12 protein-coding genes are annotated in these 16,724 nt (G+C 68.5%); 8 read left to right on the top strand and 4 right to left on the bottom strand.

Annotation, left to right across the window (positions count from 1 at the left end; genetic code table 11):
* Window positions 1-193: 193 nt before the first annotated feature.
* The 4 genes from JQX13_RS10160 to JQX13_RS10145 all read left to right on the top strand — a co-directional run bounded on the left by JQX13_RS10160 (window position 194) and on the right by JQX13_RS10145 (window position 7,991).
* Window positions 194-5,500, top strand: a complete 5,307-nt coding sequence (locus JQX13_RS10160) for a trifunctional serine/threonine-protein kinase/ATP-binding protein/sensor histidine kinase (RefSeq protein ID WP_203411962.1) — start codon at window positions 194-196, stop codon at window positions 5,498-5,500.
* Between the two features lie 463 nt (window positions 5,501-5,963).
* On the top strand, window positions 5,964-6,245 hold the full coding sequence (locus JQX13_RS10155) for a hypothetical protein (RefSeq protein ID WP_239014662.1): 282 nt from the start codon (window positions 5,964-5,966) through the stop codon (window positions 6,243-6,245).
* Complete coding sequence (locus tag JQX13_RS53865) at window positions 6,232-7,056, top strand: hypothetical protein (RefSeq protein WP_239014661.1); 825 nt, start codon at window positions 6,232-6,234, stop codon at window positions 7,054-7,056. Before JQX13_RS10155 ends, JQX13_RS53865 begins: the two co-directional genes overlap by 14 nt.
* Window positions 7,057-7,109: 53 nt before the next feature.
* Window positions 7,110-7,991 carry a GNAT family N-acetyltransferase gene (locus JQX13_RS10145; protein WP_203408836.1) on the top strand — a complete coding sequence of 294 codons (882 nt, stop codon included), beginning with the start codon at window positions 7,110-7,112 and terminating at the stop codon, window positions 7,989-7,991.
* A 15-nt stretch (window positions 7,992-8,006) separates the two neighbouring features.
* Here JQX13_RS10145 and JQX13_RS10140 read toward each other — a convergent pair whose 3' ends face one another.
* Entirely contained in the window at window positions 8,007-9,380 is a 1,374-nt protein-coding gene (locus JQX13_RS10140; RefSeq protein ID WP_203408835.1) for a cytochrome P450, read from the bottom strand.
* A gap of 231 nt (window positions 9,381-9,611) precedes the next feature.
* On the opposite strand from JQX13_RS10140, the gene JQX13_RS10135 reads away from it, so the two are divergent.
* Window positions 9,612-10,547, top strand: coding sequence for a class I SAM-dependent methyltransferase (locus JQX13_RS10135; protein WP_203408834.1), 936 nt, complete (start codon window positions 9,612-9,614; stop codon window positions 10,545-10,547).
* A 250-nt stretch (window positions 10,548-10,797) separates the two neighbouring features.
* Window positions 10,798-11,805, top strand: a complete 1,008-nt coding sequence (locus tag JQX13_RS10130; RefSeq protein WP_430384165.1) for an isoaspartyl peptidase/L-asparaginase family protein — start codon at window positions 10,798-10,800, stop codon at window positions 11,803-11,805.
* 3 nt (window positions 11,806-11,808) lie between these two features.
* Here JQX13_RS10130 and JQX13_RS10125 read toward each other — a convergent pair whose 3' ends face one another.
* The 3 genes from JQX13_RS10125 to JQX13_RS10115 are packed head-to-tail and all read right to left on the bottom strand — an operon-like array spanning window position 11,809 to window position 14,286.
* Complete coding sequence (locus JQX13_RS10125; RefSeq protein WP_203408832.1) at window positions 11,809-12,474, bottom strand: phosphoribosyltransferase; 666 nt, start codon at window positions 12,472-12,474, stop codon at window positions 11,809-11,811.
* Between the two features lie 22 nt (window positions 12,475-12,496).
* Window positions 12,497-13,840, bottom strand: a complete 1,344-nt coding sequence (locus JQX13_RS10120; RefSeq protein ID WP_203408831.1) for a nicotinate phosphoribosyltransferase — start codon at window positions 13,838-13,840, stop codon at window positions 12,497-12,499.
* A complete protein-coding gene (locus JQX13_RS10115; protein WP_203408830.1) occupies window positions 13,837-14,286 on the bottom strand; it encodes a thioredoxin family protein in 450 nt (149 codons plus the stop codon). Before JQX13_RS10115 ends, JQX13_RS10120 begins: the two co-directional genes overlap by 4 nt.
* Before the next feature lie 260 nt (window positions 14,287-14,546).
* Here JQX13_RS10115 and JQX13_RS10110 point away from each other — a divergent pair, with 260 nt between their 5' ends.
* Window positions 14,547-15,851 (top strand): universal stress protein, encoded by a 1,305-nt coding sequence (locus JQX13_RS10110; protein ID WP_203408829.1) that lies wholly within the window; start codon window positions 14,547-14,549, stop codon window positions 15,849-15,851.
* A gap of 19 nt (window positions 15,852-15,870) precedes the next feature.
* On the top strand, window positions 15,871-16,722 hold the full coding sequence (locus tag JQX13_RS10105) for an AraC family transcriptional regulator (protein ID WP_203408828.1): 852 nt from the start codon (window positions 15,871-15,873) through the stop codon (window positions 16,720-16,722).
* Window positions 16,723-16,724 lie beyond the last annotated feature (2 nt).

The raw sequence follows: 16,724 nt of genomic DNA, 5'->3' as shown, positions 1-16,724 counted from the left end.
GAAGGAAGGAACGCGACGGAGTATGGGAATGAAGTGGTCCTCTCGAAAGAGCCATTTCCGGCCCGTGGCGGGGACCATTATCCCAGGGCTGGACCGGGCGAGCGGCGCGCGGCGACGGGGGGTAGCTTCTGGTGGGAAGGGATTCGGTTGTACGCTCCTTGATTCGGAGGGGGGCAGGTCGACCTGAACCATGATGTTCGACATCCCGGGTTACAAGATTCTCGGTACGCTGCGATCCACGGGTTTGAACGTGCTCTTCCAGGCGGTGCGTGAGTCGGATGGCTTGCCGGTCATCATCAAGACTCCGGCGACAGCCGCCGCGGGTCCGCGCGAGCGCGAGCGCTATCGCCGGGAGTACAGCATCCTGCAACGGCTGCGGGATGTGAGCGGCGTGGTCCGGCCCTACTCCCACGAGCAGGTCCTCGAGCGCCCCGTGCTCCTGATGGAGGAGGTGCGCGGTACGCCCCTGTCCGACTTCGTGGGGCAGCCCATGGAGGTGCCGCGATTCCTGGAGCTGGCCATCTCCCTCGTGTCGATCCTCGCGGACATCCACCGCCACGGTGTCATCCACAAGGACATCAAGCCCTCCAACATCATCATCGAGCCGACGGGAAGTACCCGCTTCGTCGACTTCGGAGGGGCCTCGCTACAGCGGGTGGAGCACCTGGAGGCGGCACCGGCGCACCTGATCGAGGCGACGCTGGCATACATGTCGCCGGAGCAGACCGGGCGGATGAACCGGTTGGTGGACTACCGCACGGACCTGTATTCGCTGGGGGTGACGTTCTACGAGCTGCTGACGGGGAGCCGGCCGTTCCAGGGCCGGGATGCGCTCGAATGGTTCCACGCGCACATGGCCCAGCACCCGAGGCCACCGCACGAGCTCCGCCCGTCCATTCCGCTGGCCCTCTCTGCCATCGTGATGAAGCTGTTGGCCAAGACGGCCGAGGAGCGCTACCAGAGCGCCGAGGGGCTGCGCGCCGATCTGGAGCAGTGCCGCGAGGGACTACGCCAGGGAGTGCGCGAGGTGTTCGCGTTGGGAACCCGGGATGTTCCCCAGCGCCTCTCCCTGCCACAGCGGCTCTATGGGCGAGAGGCCCAGGTGTCCACGCTGCTGAGTGGATTCGATCGGGTCGTCCACGGAGGACATGCGGAGCTGATGCTGGTGCGAGGCTACTCGGGCATCGGCAAGTCGTCGCTGGTGCAGGAGCTGCACAAGCCGGTGGTGCGGCGGCGCGGCTTCTTCCTGAGTGGGAAGTTCGAGCAGTTCCAGCGAGACATCCCATACGCGACGCTGGCGCAGGCGATTCGAGGGCTGGTGCAGCAGTTGCTGGCGGGCAGCGACGAGGAGCTGGAGCGCTGGCGCGAGCGCCTCCAGGAAGCGTGGGGGGAGCAGGGCCAGCGCATGGTGGAGCTCGTCCCCCAGCTGGAGCTCATCGCGGGCAGGCAGCCTCCCGTCGAGGCGCTACCTCCCTCCGAGACGCGCAACCGCTTCAATCAGGTGTTCCTGAAGTTCCTGGGCGTGTTCGCCACGAGGGAGCACCCGCTGGTGTTGTTCCTGGATGACCTGCAGTGGGCGGACGCGGCCAGTCTGCAATTGCTGCAGCATCTGCTCACCCACCCGGAGGCACCGCCGCTGCTGCTGCTCGGGGCCTACCGGGACAACGAGGTCAGTCTCTCCCATGCGCTGATGCTGACGGTGGAGGCGGTGCGCAAGTCGGGCGCGAGGGTGACGGACATCCAGCTGGAGCCGCTGAGCCAGGAGCAGGTGGAGCAGCTCGTGGGGGATGCGCTGCCAGGGGCGGGGCGGGAGGTGGTTGCCCCGCTCTCCAAGCTGGTGCGGGAGAAGACGGGAGGCAACCCGTTCTTCCTCAACCAGCTCTTGCTGACGTTGGACCAGGACGGGCTGTTGGTGCGCACGGCCGAGGGGTGGAGGTGGGACGAGGAGGGGGTCCGGGCGATGGGGTACTCGGACAACGTGGTGGACTTCCTGGTGGGCAAGCTGCGCCAGCTGCCGGGGGAGGTGCAGCGACTGCTCCATCTGGCCGCGTGCGTGGGCAACGTCTTCTCCCTGTCGATGTTGAGTACGCTCTCGGAGCAGGGAGAGGTGGGGGCGGTGGAGCAGGGGTTGGGGCCAGCGCTGCAGGAGGGACTGGTGATGAGAGGAGGCCCGGAGCAGTACCGGTTCCTGCATGATCGAATCCACCAGGCGGCCCATGCGCTCATCACGGAGGAGGAGCAGAAGGCCATCCACCTGCGCATCGGGAGGGCGATGCTGGAGAGCCTCACGCCCGAGGCGCTGAGGGAGAGGCTCTTCGACGTGGTGAGCCAGCTGAACGCCGGGGCGGAGCTGATGAAGGAGCCCGAGGAGCGCCACCGGCTGGCGAGGCTGAACGCGGAGGCGGGAGCGAAGGCGATGGCCTCCATCGCGCATCGTCCCGCCATTACCTATTTCGCGAAGGCGTTCTCGCTCATACCGGGAGACCCGTGGGAGACGGACGCGGCGCTGGCCTTCAAGGTGCGGCGCGAGTGGGCGACGTGCGAGCTGATGAGCGGGAATGTCGCCGAGGCGAGCCGCCTGGCGGAGGAGGTCAGCCCCCGAGCACGCACCCACGGGGACATGGCGGCCGCCTACCGCCTGAAGAACGACATCTTCATGGGAATGGGTCGGATCCAGGAGGCCCGCGACTGCTTGCTGGAGTGTCTGAACCAGCTGGGCATGCCGATTCCCTCGAACCCCTCGCGAGAGGAGGCGGCGGCGGCCTATGAGGAGGTGTGGGCGTTGCTCGGAGACCGGCCCATCGCGAGCCTCGCCGACCTTCCACCCACGGCCGATCCGGACATGAAGGTGGCGATGAGCGTCCTGGCCTCCCTGTTCGGGCCGGCGTACCTCACCAATCCCCACCTGCTCATCATCGTCCTGTGCCGGATGGTGTCCCTCTCCCTGCGTCACGGCTTCACGGAGCCCTCCGTGACCGGCTTTGGCTGGCTTGGGGTGATGATCGGCCCCTTCTTCAAACGGTATCGGGAGGGCTACGAGCTGGGCATGCTCGCTCGTGAGCTCGTCGAGCGTTACAACCTGGTCCATCGGCGGCCCAATGTCCTCTACAGCCTTCAGTACATCTGTTACTGGAGCCAGCCCCTCTCCGTTGCGCATGAGGTCATCCTCAAGGCCTTCCACCATGCGATCCAGACCAGTGACGTGCTGACGGCTTGTTACAGCGTCATGTCCATCATCCTGAACCGGCTCGTCTTGGGGCACGACCTGGATGACGTCTACCGGGACTCGGTACAGCGAGCCGACTTCGCGCGCAGGGCCGGGAGCGTGGATGCCCAGGACATCCTCCTCCTCTATCAACGCTACGTGCAGCAGCTGCGCGGGTGCTCGCTCTCGTTCGACACGCTGAGCGGCGAGGGCTTCGACGAGAGCGCATTCGAGGCGTCTCTTTCGTCCGCGCGCATGAACGCCGTGCGCAGTGTTTATTGGCTCACCCGGCTCAAGTCCCGCTTCATGTGCGGCGCCTACGCGGAGGCGCTCGAGGCCGCCGACAAGCTGAGCGGAGTCCTCTGGGTCGTGAGGATCAGCATCAACATGCTGGACTTCAACCTCTACCGGGCCCTGTCGTTGGCCGCGTGCTGCGAGGGACAGGAGGCGGAGGCACGGGCGAAGTCCCTCGAGGCCATCCAGCAGCACCACGCGCAGCTCGCGGAGTGGGCGGAGAGCTGTCCCGAGACGTTCCGCGCTCCCGAGCGGATGGTGTTCGCGGAGCGGGCCCGCCTCGAGGGTCGGTCGGAGGATGCGACCCGCGCGTATGAAGAGGCCATCCGCCTGGCCCGTGAGAACGGTTTCATCCATTACGTCGGCATGGCGGCGGAGCTCGCGGCGAACTTCTGGCGGACGCGGCAGGCGCCGACGGTGGCCCTCGCCTTCGCGCGCGATGCCCGGGCGGCGTACCTGCAATGGGGAGCCCGGGGCAAGGTCCAGCAGCTGGATGCCCGGTGGGAGGGCCTGGCGCCCTCGCGAGAGGTCGAGGAGCGCTCGACCACCAGTACGGACTCGACGCAGATCGACGCGCTCACGGTGGTGAAGGCGCAGCAGGCCATCTCCCGGGAGATCGTCCTGGAGCGGCTGGCGAGCACCCTGATGCAGGTGGCCATCGAGAACGCCGGAGCCCAGCGGGGCGCCCTGCTTCTGCCCAGTGGGGACACGCTCTCGGTCGCGGCCGTCTCGGGCGTTTCGCCGGAAGGCGCCGTCTTCCCATCGGGAGAGGGTGCTGCCCACGAGCTGCCGTGGACGCTCATCGCCTACGTCAAGCGCACCCATGAGCACGTGCGCATCGACGATGCCACCCAGCCTCATCCGTTCTCGTCCGATGAGTACCTGCGGCGTGGCGGGGTCCGGTCCGTGCTGTGCCTGCCGTTGATGCGGCAGGATGTGCTCTCCGGGGTGCTGTACCTGGAGAACAACCTGGCCACCAACGCCTTCAGTCCGGCGCGCTTCGCGTTGTTGAGCCACATCGCCTCTCAGGCCTCCATTTCCATCGAGAACGCGCGGCTGTACGCGGACATCCAGAGGGGCGAGGCGGCCCTGCGCCGGGCCAATGATGAGCTGGAACGGAGGGTGGACGAGCGTACGCGCGAGCTGAAGGAGGCCCAGGCCCGGCTGGTGGACATGGCGCGCGAGGTGGGCATGACGGAGGTGGCCTCCAACGTGCTGCACAACGTGGGCAACGTCCTCACCAGCGCGGTCATCAACATCGAGCTGATGCGAAGGGCGGTGGGCTCCTCGCGCGTGAACCGGGTGAAGCAGGCCTCGACCCTGCTCCTGGAGCACCGGGGGAACCTGGCGGACTTCCTCACCCGGGATCCGCGAGGCAGCCAGCTCCCGGACTACCTCGCCGGACTCTCCGACGAGCTGCTGCGCGAGCAGGAGAAGTTGATGGGAGACGTGGAGGCGATGGCCCGGCACATCGATCACATCCGCGCCATCGTCCAGGTGCAGCAGACCTACGCCAAGACATCGCTCATGGAGATGGAGTGCGATCTGGCGCAGCTGGTGGATGACGCCCTGCGCATCCAGATGGGCTCGCTCAAGCGCCACGGCGTGTCCATCATCCGCGAGCTGTCGGCGGTGCCGAAGGCGCAGCTGGACAAGCACAAGGTGTTGCAGATCCTCATCAACCTGCTGAGCAACGCGAAGAACGCGCTGGACGTACTGCCGGAGGGGCAGCGGCTGCTGCGCGTGCGGCTCACCTCGGAGGGGGGGATGGCGCGCATCCAGGTGATGGACAACGGCATGGGGATCGACCCAGGTGTGCGCGAGAGGCTGTTCGCGCATGGCTTCACCACGCGCAAGGACGGCCATGGCTTCGGCCTGCACGCGAGCGCGTTGGCGGCACAGTTGATGGGAGGTCGACTCACGCTGGAGAGCGAGGGCCCCGGCAAGGGCGCCACGGCCATCCTGGAGCTTCCACTTCAACGCGAGCCGGGCGTGTCATGAGCGCGGAGCGGGAGCATTGACCGCTTTGCTCCTTCTATGCTCACCCCTGGCCGGGTATAGGGGGGAATGCTTGGAGCACCACGCAGAGAACCCGACCTGTCCGCCACGACGCTCCCACGGGCGCTCATGGCGTCGAGCCTCGCTCTTCTCCTCGTTTCCTGTAGTGCCACCCGACCCATGCGCTCGGTCCAGGGCCCCACTGGCCCACGCGGCCTGTCCAGGTATGCGCTCATCATCCAGGAGATAGGGGCTGGGCGAGTGACACACGCCTGGGAGCCGCTCGAGAACTTCGATCTGGCGAAGCTCCAATCCACTGGAGGAGTATTGCGAAGGTCGGCGAGTCCAGTGCGAGGAGGATTGCCTCGCGAGTAGCAGGCCGGTCTGGGTCGGCCACTGGAAGTATGAACATGTCAAGACACAGCCGTGGCGCGAAGCCAGGAAATGGTGGTGCCCGGATCACTGCATGAAGAAGGCAGACATGTGCAGGAGGCGAATGGGCAGCTGGGCCGAGGAGTATGCCGCGGAGTTCGATGAAATAGAGCCCGCGGTTGATTGGATCAAGAATCACCGCGAGGAAATTCTCGTTGGCTCCGTCATCGTCATTGCTGGAGTGGTCTTCGTTGCAACGGTCGTCGCCTCGGGTGGAGGTGCTCTCGTCCTGATGCCACTCGTGTTTGTCGCGGAAGCTTCTCCAGGGTTGTTCACTACTCCTACCTCTTGGGTGCTTCCCTGTGAGCATTCATGACGCCCTCACGAGTGCATCACGATTCGCCGCGGTTCGATGGAGAGCTGCGCGGCTCGAGGGGAGAGAAGAAGAAAAGCGGCTCTGGCCTCTCGTGAACGAGTACAGGGCATTCATAGGTGAAACAGGTCAGGTCTACCTGTTTGAAAAATACCTCGAGGCGGGTGCTCCCGCGTTACGCCCTCAGGTGAGCACTGTCCTCGAAGCGCGTAGGGATGCGGCCTCACGAAGGGTCATGGTGCTTCTCGTGAGGGCTTTCGACGAGGCTGCTGAGATCGAGCAGAAGCAGTCCGCGAGCGTTCTCATGCATCTGCTCAACTTCATCGCCGACACCGGGCAGATCGATGCTCTCGAGGACTACGTCAACAACCGCGTCGAATATGCTCCGCTCGCCATCGCCCATTTCACGACGCGCGATGAGGCGGAGACCTGGCTGAGGAGCCTCGCTGAGCCACCCAGTCCAACACGCATACTCGTAGGCGATGAGTACTATCGGGTCTGGTCTTCGCGTGAAGACAATGCTCGCGGGATGTACCGCGACTACGTCATAGAGCCGTACATCGAAGAGCTCGCCGCACGGGGAATATCTCCCACGGCGCCATCATTCAAAACCCGGGCGGAAGCAGGGGACTGGCTGAAGAACCATCCAGCCGCTCCCTTTGAATTCGTGTCGGTCGCAGGTGAGCACTTCCTCGCGGTGCACCACAAGAGGCTGAAGCGCCACTCGCTTCACCCCGTGGCCTCCGCATTGACGGAGTGGGAAGCGAAGAAGAGGGCTGCCGAACGAGAGCCGGTCCCAGAGGATACTGACTGACGCCGTGCTCATGGTCTGGCGCTTTACCCCCCCCCCGACTATAGGGAAATCCGATGAAGCAGAAGATCTCTGGGTTCCACCTCGATGGTGAAGGCCATTGGGTCGCCGAGCTCGAGTGCGGCCACCGGCAGCACATGCGCCATGAGCCGCCGTGGATGGAGCGTCCCTGGGTCCTCACGGAAGAGGGTCGGCGCAGCCGTCTGGGGTTCGCGCTCGAATGCAAACGCTGCGACGAGGCCGGTCTCGCGGTCGCCGAGGCGGTGCGCGATGCCCTGGTGTCAGCGGCGCTCGAGGCCTATGAGGATGCGGGCCTGAGTGGTCTTTGTGCCGAAGGGCGCTGGGAATTCGCGCTGGATGCGCTCCGCGCGACACGGCTCACACCGGCGATCCATCGTGCCCTGTCCCACGAGCGCAAGGGAGCCGCCATCGAAAGTGCTCGCCTGATCCTCCGTCCCCTTCAACTGGAAGACGCGCGCTCCGTCCAGCGCCTGGCGGGCGACCGCGAGGTGGCGGAGAACGCGGCGGGAATCCCATATCCCTTCGAGGACGGGATGGCGGAGGCCTGGATTTCCTCGCTGGATGCGCGCTCGCACGTCTTCGCGCTCTGTCTGCCCGCGTCTGGCGAGATGATTGGCGCGGCCGGTCTGGTGGAGGCCGCGGAGGAGCGCCCCCGCACCGCCGAGCTCTCCTACTGGATCGGGCGTGCCCATTGGGGGCAGGGGTTCGGCACGGAAGCGGCACAGGCCCTGGTCCGCTATGGCTTCGAGACCCTCGGTCTGGACTCCATTCACGCCAACTGCTTCTCACGCAATCCCGGCTCCCGGCGCGTGCTGGAGAAGGCCGGCTTCCGTCACATCGGCCGCGAGGAGAAGGCCCTCCACCACATGGGGCGGGACGAGGACATCGAGCGCTTCCTCCTGACCCGGCCCTCCTGAGGCCCGGGACGCGGCTCAGCGCGCGGTGATGATGACCGGGAGCTCGCCGGAAGGCCGTAGCGTGATGAGGGGCTCGGGCGTCGGCGTGTAGCCGTCCACCATCCTCGGACGGTGGCGCTGCGCGAGCGTCGCCAGTATCAGCGTGCCCTCCATCAGCGCGAAGTTGTTGCCGATGCACTGACGTGGACCGCCAAGGAAGGGGAGGTACGCGTACCGGGGCCTCGCGGCGATCTTCTCGGGCGTGAAGCGGTCCGGGTCGAAGCGCTCGGGGTCCGGCCAGAGCTCCGGAAGACGCTGCGTGACGTAGGGGCTGATGTCGAGCGACGAGCCGGCGAGAATCTGGTAGCCGCAGACCGTGTCGTCCTCCATCACCTTGCGGCTCAGGATGTAGACGGGTGGATAGAGGCGCAGCGTCTCGTCCAGCACCCTGCGCGTGTACACGAGCCGGGGGATATCCTCCGCCGTCGGGGGACGGCCGCCGAGCACGGCATCCAGTTCCTCGTGGAGCTTCTTCTCCGCGTCCGGGTTCTGGTGGAGCAGCGCCCAGGCCCACGAGAGCGCGGTCGCCGTGGTCTCGTGGCCCGCGAGCATCATCGTCAGCACCTCGCTCTGAAGGTGCTCGTCATCCATCTGTTCGCCCGTCTCTTCATCCCGCGCGAGCATGAACATGGACAGCAGGTCTCCCTGGTCCTCCATGCGTTCGCGGCGCTTCGCGATGACCCGTGCCACCACCTCCCTCAAGGCGTGGTTCGCCCGGCGGAAGGCCCGGTCATACGCGGTGGGCAGCACGGGCGGGATGAGGCGCAGCGAGCGGAAGCGCTCGACCGTCTGTTCGCTGATGACGTTGAAGGCCGCGGACACGGCCTCGGTCTCCGCGCGCACGTCGGTTCCGAGCAGCGCCTCGCCGACGATGCGCAGGGTGAGCGCCATCATGTCCCGCACCGCATGGCGTGGCTCGCCCGTGCGCTCGGACGTGGCCCACTGCTCCGAGAGCTCCACCGTCGCTCGCACCATCTGCCCCGCCATGGCCGAGATGCGCGCCCGATGGAATGCCGGTTGCGCGAGCCTGCGCTGCTTGAGCCATGTCTCGCCCTGGCTCGTGAGCAGGCCATCGCCGACGATCCGGCGGAACATGGCATAGCTGTAGTGGTCCTTCGTGTAGTTCTTCACGTGGTCCTGCAGCACGTGCTTGAGCCCGTCCGGGTGCGTCACGAGATAGGCGCGCCCGGGGCCGAAGCGGTACTGCGCCACGGGGCCGTGTTCCGCCGCCGTCCGCGTGAGCCAGCCCAGGACGTCCTTGCGGACGTCGCGAACGACTCCGATGAGGGGCAACCCCCGGGGTCCGGTGGCGATGCGGGGCGTGGTGGGTGATGGAGCCGGGGACGTCATCTGCACACTCCGTGAAGGCTCGCTCGGTTCCCAGGTGAGCTGCTTGGCCCGAGCCGCTGGGGACTGGTGGAACAGGGTGCAACAACGCGACCCGCCAGGGCGGACTTCTACCGGGACGGGTTGTCTGGCAACATCGGACAGGTTGACCGACAGATCGAACGAGCGCGGCCCTGCCGTGGAGCGCCAGCCACAGCTTGTTGCCTCGCCCGGTTTGCCGGGGGGAGCGTGCACGTGAATCAAGCGAAGCCAACGAAACAGGAGCGGTACTCCTATTCATCGATGCCCGCCGGGCTCGTCAGCCGCGTCCGGGAGGTCCAACACCTCTACCGCATGTGGCAGGATGGCACGATCCAGCAGGTGGGCTTCACGATCGAAGCCGTCCGCCAGTGTGAGAAGCGCATCAAGGAGGCCTTCGGGCGCGAGCTCGAGGGCCTGGACATCCTCGATGTCGGTCCCGGTCAGCAGCTCAAGCACATGAAGGTGCTCTCGGTGAAGAACCGGGTCACCGGCATCGACATGGACATCGTTCCGCAGGGCTTCGATCTGCGCGAGTACGTGGCGATGCTCCGGTACAACTCGGTGCTCCGCACGGCGAAGACGCTCACGCGCAAGGTGCTCGGTTGGGACGAGCTCTTCGAGAAGACGCTCGCGAGGGATCTCTCCGTCTCGGGTTTCCGGCGCCTGCCCGTGTTCCGCATGGACGCGAAGCAGATGTCCTTCTCCGACGCTTCCTTCGATGTCGTGTGTTCGTGGTCGGCCTACGAGCACATCGCCCAGCCGCGCGCCTCCCTGCAGGAGGTGACCCGCGTGCTGCGCCCGGGCGGTGTCGCGTATATCGCCGTCCACCTCTACACGAGCCACACCGGCAGCCACGATCCGCGCACCTATACGAACGGCGGGAGGGACCTGCCGTACTGGCCGCACCTGCGCCCCGCGCACCGGGACGCCGTGAAGCCGAACTGCTACGTGAACGAGATCCGCATGGACGAGTGGAAGCGGATGTTCGAGGAGACGATGCCCGGCGTGCGCTTCGTCTACGAGCGTCAGGACGAGCTGGCGCCCGCCCTGCGCGAGCTGCGGGAGAAGGGCGAGCTCGCGGGTTACTCCGACGACGAGCTGCTCACGGTCGGCCTCATCGGCATGTGGCAGAAGCCGCACCGCAGCTAGGAGTGGTGTCCGTGGACGTCCCCTCTCCCTCTGGGAGAGGGCTAGGGTGAGGGTATTTCCCTCCCAATGTGGCTCAGGATTCATGGAACCCGGGCGTATGCTCCGAGCGGGCAGACACAGCCATTCTCCGAGGACGCCACACATGCTCGTTCCGCTCCGTCGTGCTCTCGCCACCGCTACCCTGACGGCCCTCCTGCTGCCGCTCGGGTGTTCCACGGCCCTCACCTCCAAACGGGAGGAGGAGAAGCTCATGAGCTCTTCTGACGACGTCTCCAGGCCCGCTCCCCGTTGGGGCATCGTCATCCACGGTGGCGCGGGCGTCATCAAGCGCGAGTCCCTCTCCCCCGAGCGCGAGGCCGCCGTCCGCGCCGTGCTCAACGAGGCCCTCCAGGCCGGTCACTCCGTCCTCGCCAAGGGAGGCTCCAGCCTGGATGCCGTCACCGCCGCCGTCCGCGTCATGGAAGACTCGCCCCTCTTCAACGCGGGCAAGGGCGCCGTCTTCACCCATGACGGCAAGAACGAGCTCGATGCCGCCATCATGAACGGGCGCACCCGCGCGGCCGGCGCCGTCGCGGGCCTGCACCATGTGAAGAACCCCATCACGCTCGCGCGTGCCGTGATGGAGAAGTCCCCGCACGTGATGATGATCGGCGCTGGCGCCGAGGAGTTCGCGAAGCAGCAGGGCGTGGAGCTCGTTCCCGAGAGCTACTTCCACACCGAGGAGCGCTGGGAGTCCCTGCAGCGTGCCCTGGAAGCGGAGAAGAAGCAGCAGCAGGCGCCGGCCGAGCAGGGCCAGCCGCAGGGGCCCTCGGCCTTCTGGGAGCACCCCGCGGGCCGCGAGCACAAGTTCGGCACCGTGGGCGCGGTGGCGCTGGACCAGGCCGGCAACCTCGCGGCGGGCACCTCCACCGGTGGCATGACGAACAAGCGTTTCGGCCGCGTGGGTGACGTGCCCGTCATCGGCGCCGGCACGTATGCCAACGAGCGCTGCGCCGTCTCCGCCACTGGCCATGGCGAGTACTTCATCCGTTACACCGTCGCGCGCGACATCTGCTCCCGCATGGAGTACCTGGAGCTGCCGCTGCTCGAGGCCGCCAACCAGGTCGTCCTGGACGTCCTCGTGAAGGCGGGCGGCGAGGGCGGTGTCATCGCCATGGACGCGCAGGGCAACGTGGCCATGCCCTTCAACTCCGCGGGCATGTACCGTGGCTACATGGGTCCGGACGGCGTCGCGTCCGTCGCCATCTTCAAGGAGTGACGCTCAGGGAGCCGGTGAGGCTCCGCGGTCGTGTGCCTCCAGCAGCAGCGAGAGCACCTCCTCGTCGTCCACCGGGTGGAAGTCCTCGTACCAGGCCCCCACGGCTCCCAGCCTCTCCGGTTCCTGCACCGTCACCACCTCGTCCACCTCCTCGCGGCGCAGGGCCTCCGCCGCCTCTCGCGCGGCCACGGGCACCGCGAGCACCAGCCTCCGTGGCTTCGCTGCTCGCGCCGCTCGCGCCGCCGCCCGCGCCGTGCCTCCCGTCGCCAGCCCGTCGTCCACCAGGATGACCGTGCGTCCCCTCATGTCCGGCAAGGGCAGCCCGCCCCGGTACAACCGCACCTGCCGTGCCAGCTCATGCGCCTCCTTCCGTGCCACCGCTCGCACGTCCGCGTCCGTCAACTCCAGGTACATGAGCAACTCGGGGTTCACGTACAGCGTGCCTCCCTCGGCGAGCGCCCCCATCCCCAGCTCCGGCCTCCACGGCACTCCCAGCTTGCGCACCACGAGCACCTCCAACGGTACGCCCAGCGCCAGCGCTATCTCGTAGCCCACCGGGACTCCGCCTCGAGGCAGTGCCAGCACCAGCGGAGACTCGTTCCACGCGTCGCTCGGGCACTTCACCAGCAGCCGTCCCGCGTGCGCCCGGTCCTGGAATCGCATTCGCATCGTCACGCCTCCTCGGAGCGGATCAGGTCGCGTGCGTCGCTTCCCCCAGCTCCGCGACCACCCGGTCCCTCGCCTCGCTCAGCCCGGGGCTCACTTCCACCGGGTACGGAGGTCGGACGGGCTCCAACTGCGTCACTTCCAAAGGCAGACGCGCCAGCTCCTCCCGCGCGTGCAGCCGGATGGCCTCCAGGGACGGGGAGGTGCCCTCCAACCTCCGGCCCGCGTGCATCACCTGACGCAGCAGCGGCCGGCCTGGCAACACCTCGTCATGTCGCGCGAGCACGTCCCGCCGCGCCACGCCGTCTTCCTCCTCGCGGAACACCTGCTTGCGCCCGGGCAGCAGCACCTTGCCCGTGGAGAGCTTGAGCCGCCCATGGCCCGCGTACGACACCAGCTTGTAGGCCATGTCCAGCGAGGGCGCGTCCGCGGACACGCCCATCGCCGTGCCCACCCCGAAGGCGTCGATGGGGGCGTGGTGTGCGAGCAGCTGTGCCACCGCGTCCTCGTCCAGTCCGCCGCTCGCGAAGATTTGGACGCGCTCCAGTCCCGCCTCGTCCAGCAGCCAGCGCGCCGCGTGCGACAGCGACACCAGGTCCCCCGAGTCCAGCCGCACCGCGCGCACCTGGAAGTCCGGCCCGAGCTCCCGCGCCAGCTCCACCACCTTCCGCACGCCCTCCAGCGTGTCGTACGTGTCCACCAGCAGCGTCGTCTCGGGGAAGCGGCGGACGTAGGCGCGGAAGGCGGCGAGCTCGTCGTCGTGCGCCTGGATGTAGCTGTGCGCCAGGGTGCCCGCCACCGGGATGCCGTAGCGCTGGCCGGCCAGCAGGTTGGACGTGGCGCTCACCCCGGCCACGTACGCGGCGCGCGCCACCTTCAGGCCCGCGTCCACCCCGTGCATCCTCCGCACCCCGAAGTCCACCACCGGCCGCCCCCGGGCCGCCTCCACCACTCGCGCCGCCTTGGATGCCGCCAGCGTCTGCAGGTGCATCTGATTGAGGAGGTACGTCTCCACGAGCTGCGCCTCGGGCAGGGGTGCGACGACCTCCAGCAGGGGCTCCTCGGCGAAGAGGGGCGTCCCCTCCGGCACCGCGTGCACGTCCCCGGTGAAGTGGAAGCGCTCCAACCAGTCCAGCAGGGGCTGGGAGAAGCGTCCCAGGGACTCCAGCCAGGCGAGCTCCTCCGGTGAGAAGCGGAGCGTCTCCAGGTAGGTGAGGGCCTCCTCCAGCCCGCAGGCGAGCAGGAAGTCGCGGCGGGCGGGCAACCGGCGGACGAAGAGGCTGAAGGCCGCCTCCTCGTGCAGCCCCTCCGCGAGGTAGGCGTCCACCATGGTGAGCTCGTAGAGGTCCGTGAGGAGCGCCGCGCTCATGGCGAGGCCCAGGGGCCTCCGCCCTGGGCCGCGGACAGGGCCCAGCGCTCCAGCTCCTGCCGCGGCATCAACCCGCTGCGGCGCGCCACCTCGCGGCCTCCGGAGAAGACGACGAAGGTGGGAATGCCCCGCACGCCGAGCTGGCTGGACGCCTGGGGATGGGCGTCCGTGTTCAGCTTGAGCACGAGGAGCCGGCCCGCCTGGGCGTGGCCCACGGCGGCGAGGATGGGCGCGGCGGTGCGGCACGGGCCACACCAGGGCGCCCACAGGTCCAGCAGGATGGGCACGGGCGAGGCGCTCACCGCCCGCCACAGTGCCTCCCCGTCCACTTCCTGGGGCGCACCCGACAGGTCGAGCGGACGCTGGCACCGGCCACAGGTGGGCTGACCGGGGGGATGGGGCTCACGCACGCGGTTGAAGGCGCCACAGGACGAGCAGCGGAACATGGGGAACCTCCAGGGCCTCTCCGGTGGAAAGGTAGCGACGGGAGGGATTGCGGGCGCGATGCCAGGAAATCCGCCCGTGCGCCCTGGGAGCGGGCGCGCAGGCTTTGCGGTGCGGTGTGTCGGGCGTGCAGCTTTTACACGGGCGCGAGGGGCGATTTACCCCACGCCCGGCGGGGCCCCGGCTGGCTAGAGTGCCCGGCACGGTACGTGAACCGACCTTCCCCCAAGACCCGGGCCCCAGGCCCGCGTGCGGAGCCGTCATGACCATCCTCTGTGCCACCCACTTCTCGGACGCCGCGCAGCGAGCGACCACCGCCGCCGCGGAGCTCGCGCGCAAGCTCAACGAGCCCCTCTTCCTGGTGCACGTGCTGCCGGGCGACCTGGCGCGTGCCTTCGGGCAGACGCTGCAGGACACGGCGACGTCGGCGCTGCAGGACGAGGTGCGGCGGGTGGAGAAGCTGGGGGCGCGGGTGAGCCACCAGCTCCTGACGGGTGAGCCGGCCGAGGAGCTGGCGCGCTTCGCCCAGGAGAAGGGAGCGGGGCTGGTGGTGACGGCGGGGCCCACGAGTGCCTCGCCCTTCCTGGGGGTGGGGGGCACGGTGGACCGGCTGGCCACGGCGTTGTCGGTGCCGCTGCTGGTGGTGCGCGACGTGGAGCCCTTCGAGGCGTGGGTGGCCGGGACGCGTCCGCTGAAGGTGATGCTCGGCGTGGACCGCTCGCAGCCCTTCGAGGCGGCGAGGGACTGGCTGCGGGCGCTGCGGCGCTACGGCCAGGTGGAGGTGGTGGCCGGGCGCGTCTACTGGCCGCACGAGGAGTACCAGCGGATGGGCCTGTCGCACGCCCATGCCTCCCAGGACGTGTCGCCCGAGCTGCGGCGCTCGCTGGAGAACGAGGTGCGCACGCTGGCGTCGCCGCTGGAGGCGCAGGGCCAGCCGCCGGTGCGCGTGCGGCTGGAGGCCGGGGTGGGGCGCATCGCGGACCACCTGGTGGCCCTGGCGGCGGAGGAGAAGGTGGACCTGCTGGTGGTGGGCTCGCACCAGCGGCGCGCCATGGGCAAGCTGTGGAGCGTGTCGCATCACGCGCTGCGGCTGGCGAAGATGTCGGTGGTGAGCGTGCCGGTGACGGTGGCGGCGCGTGGCTCGGCGGTGCCCATTCCCGAGCTGCGCTCGGTGCTGGTGGCCACGGATTTCTCGGACGTGGCCAACCGGGCCATTCCGTATGCCTTCTCGCTGCTGCCCAACGGCGGCACGGTGTACGTGGTGACCGTGGGCGAGGCGCCGCAGGCGCAGGTGACGGAGTCCGAGCGGGATTCGCGGCAGCGGTTGCACCAGCTCATGCCCCGGGACGCGGACGCCCACGGGCGCAAGGTGCAGGTGGAGGTGCTGGCGGGCCAGGACGTGGCGACGGCGATCCTCCAGGCCGCGCAGCGCTTCGACGCGGACGTCATCTGCGTGGGCACGCACGGGCGCACGGGGTTGAAGACGGTGCTGATGGGCTCGGTGGCGAAGGCGGTGATGTCGCGCGCCGACAGGCCCGTGATGGTGGTGCGTCCGCCCGAGGGGTGACGCGCGGGCTGGTGGTCTCATGTTGCACTCGCACTCCCTTCCCGCCCCCGCCCCGCTCGCCCGTCATGTGGACTGTGTGTGGCGTCTGACGGGGCAGGCGGAGAAGGACCTGCGTGTCCCCATCCTGCCGGACGTGGCGGGGGCGGATGTCGTGCTCCAACTCGGTGAGCCCGGGCGGCTCGTCGAGGAGGGCCGGGTGCGCCCCCTTCCCGCTCGCTTCGTGGTGGGCGGGCTGGGGCGCGCGCTGTTGCTCGAGCCGGTGGGCGCGGTGGACGTCGTGGGCATCCACCTGCCACCCGCGTGTGCGTGTCTGCTGGGGTCGTCCGCGGCCGCGCTGCGCGAGCGCGTTCTGCCTCTCGCGCAGGTGGCTCCCGGGCTCGATGCCGCGCTCGCCGGGTGGGCCCGCCAGCGTCCCGGCGGGGAAGTCGCTCTCGAGGCTCTGTGGCCGTTGAGCTCCGAGCACCTGCGCCCGTGCTGTGACGCGCTCGTGTGTGAGGCCGCGCGGGCCCTGTCGGGAGCGGACGGCCCGCCCGTGGCGGAGCTGGCGGAGACGTTGGGCGTGTCCCGGCGGCAGCTCACACGGCGGTTCCAGGAGGCGGTCGGGGTGCCGCCGCGTGACTTCGTGCGCTTCGCGCGGATGGCCCGGGCCTGGCGCGGGGCGGCCACCACGCCGGACAGGAAGCTCGCGGAGCTCGCGGCCGAGGCGGGGTACGCGGATCAGCCGCACCTGGACAGGGACTTCCGGGAGCTCGCGGGCGCGCCTCCCTCGAAGGCCCTCGGGAAGGGCCGGCGCGTCGTCGCCACGGTCGGGGAAGAGGCGCCTTCCGGCGTGTCCCCTCCGTACAAGTCCCGCCCTCCCTCGCGGGGATAGAC

Source organism: Archangium violaceum (assembly GCF_016859125.1).
GTDB classification, from domain to species: Bacteria; Myxococcota; Myxococcia; order Myxococcales; family Myxococcaceae; genus Archangium; species Archangium violaceum_A.
Note: the sequence above shows the minus strand (reverse complement) of the source record. Positions and strands in the feature narration are given on the sequence as shown.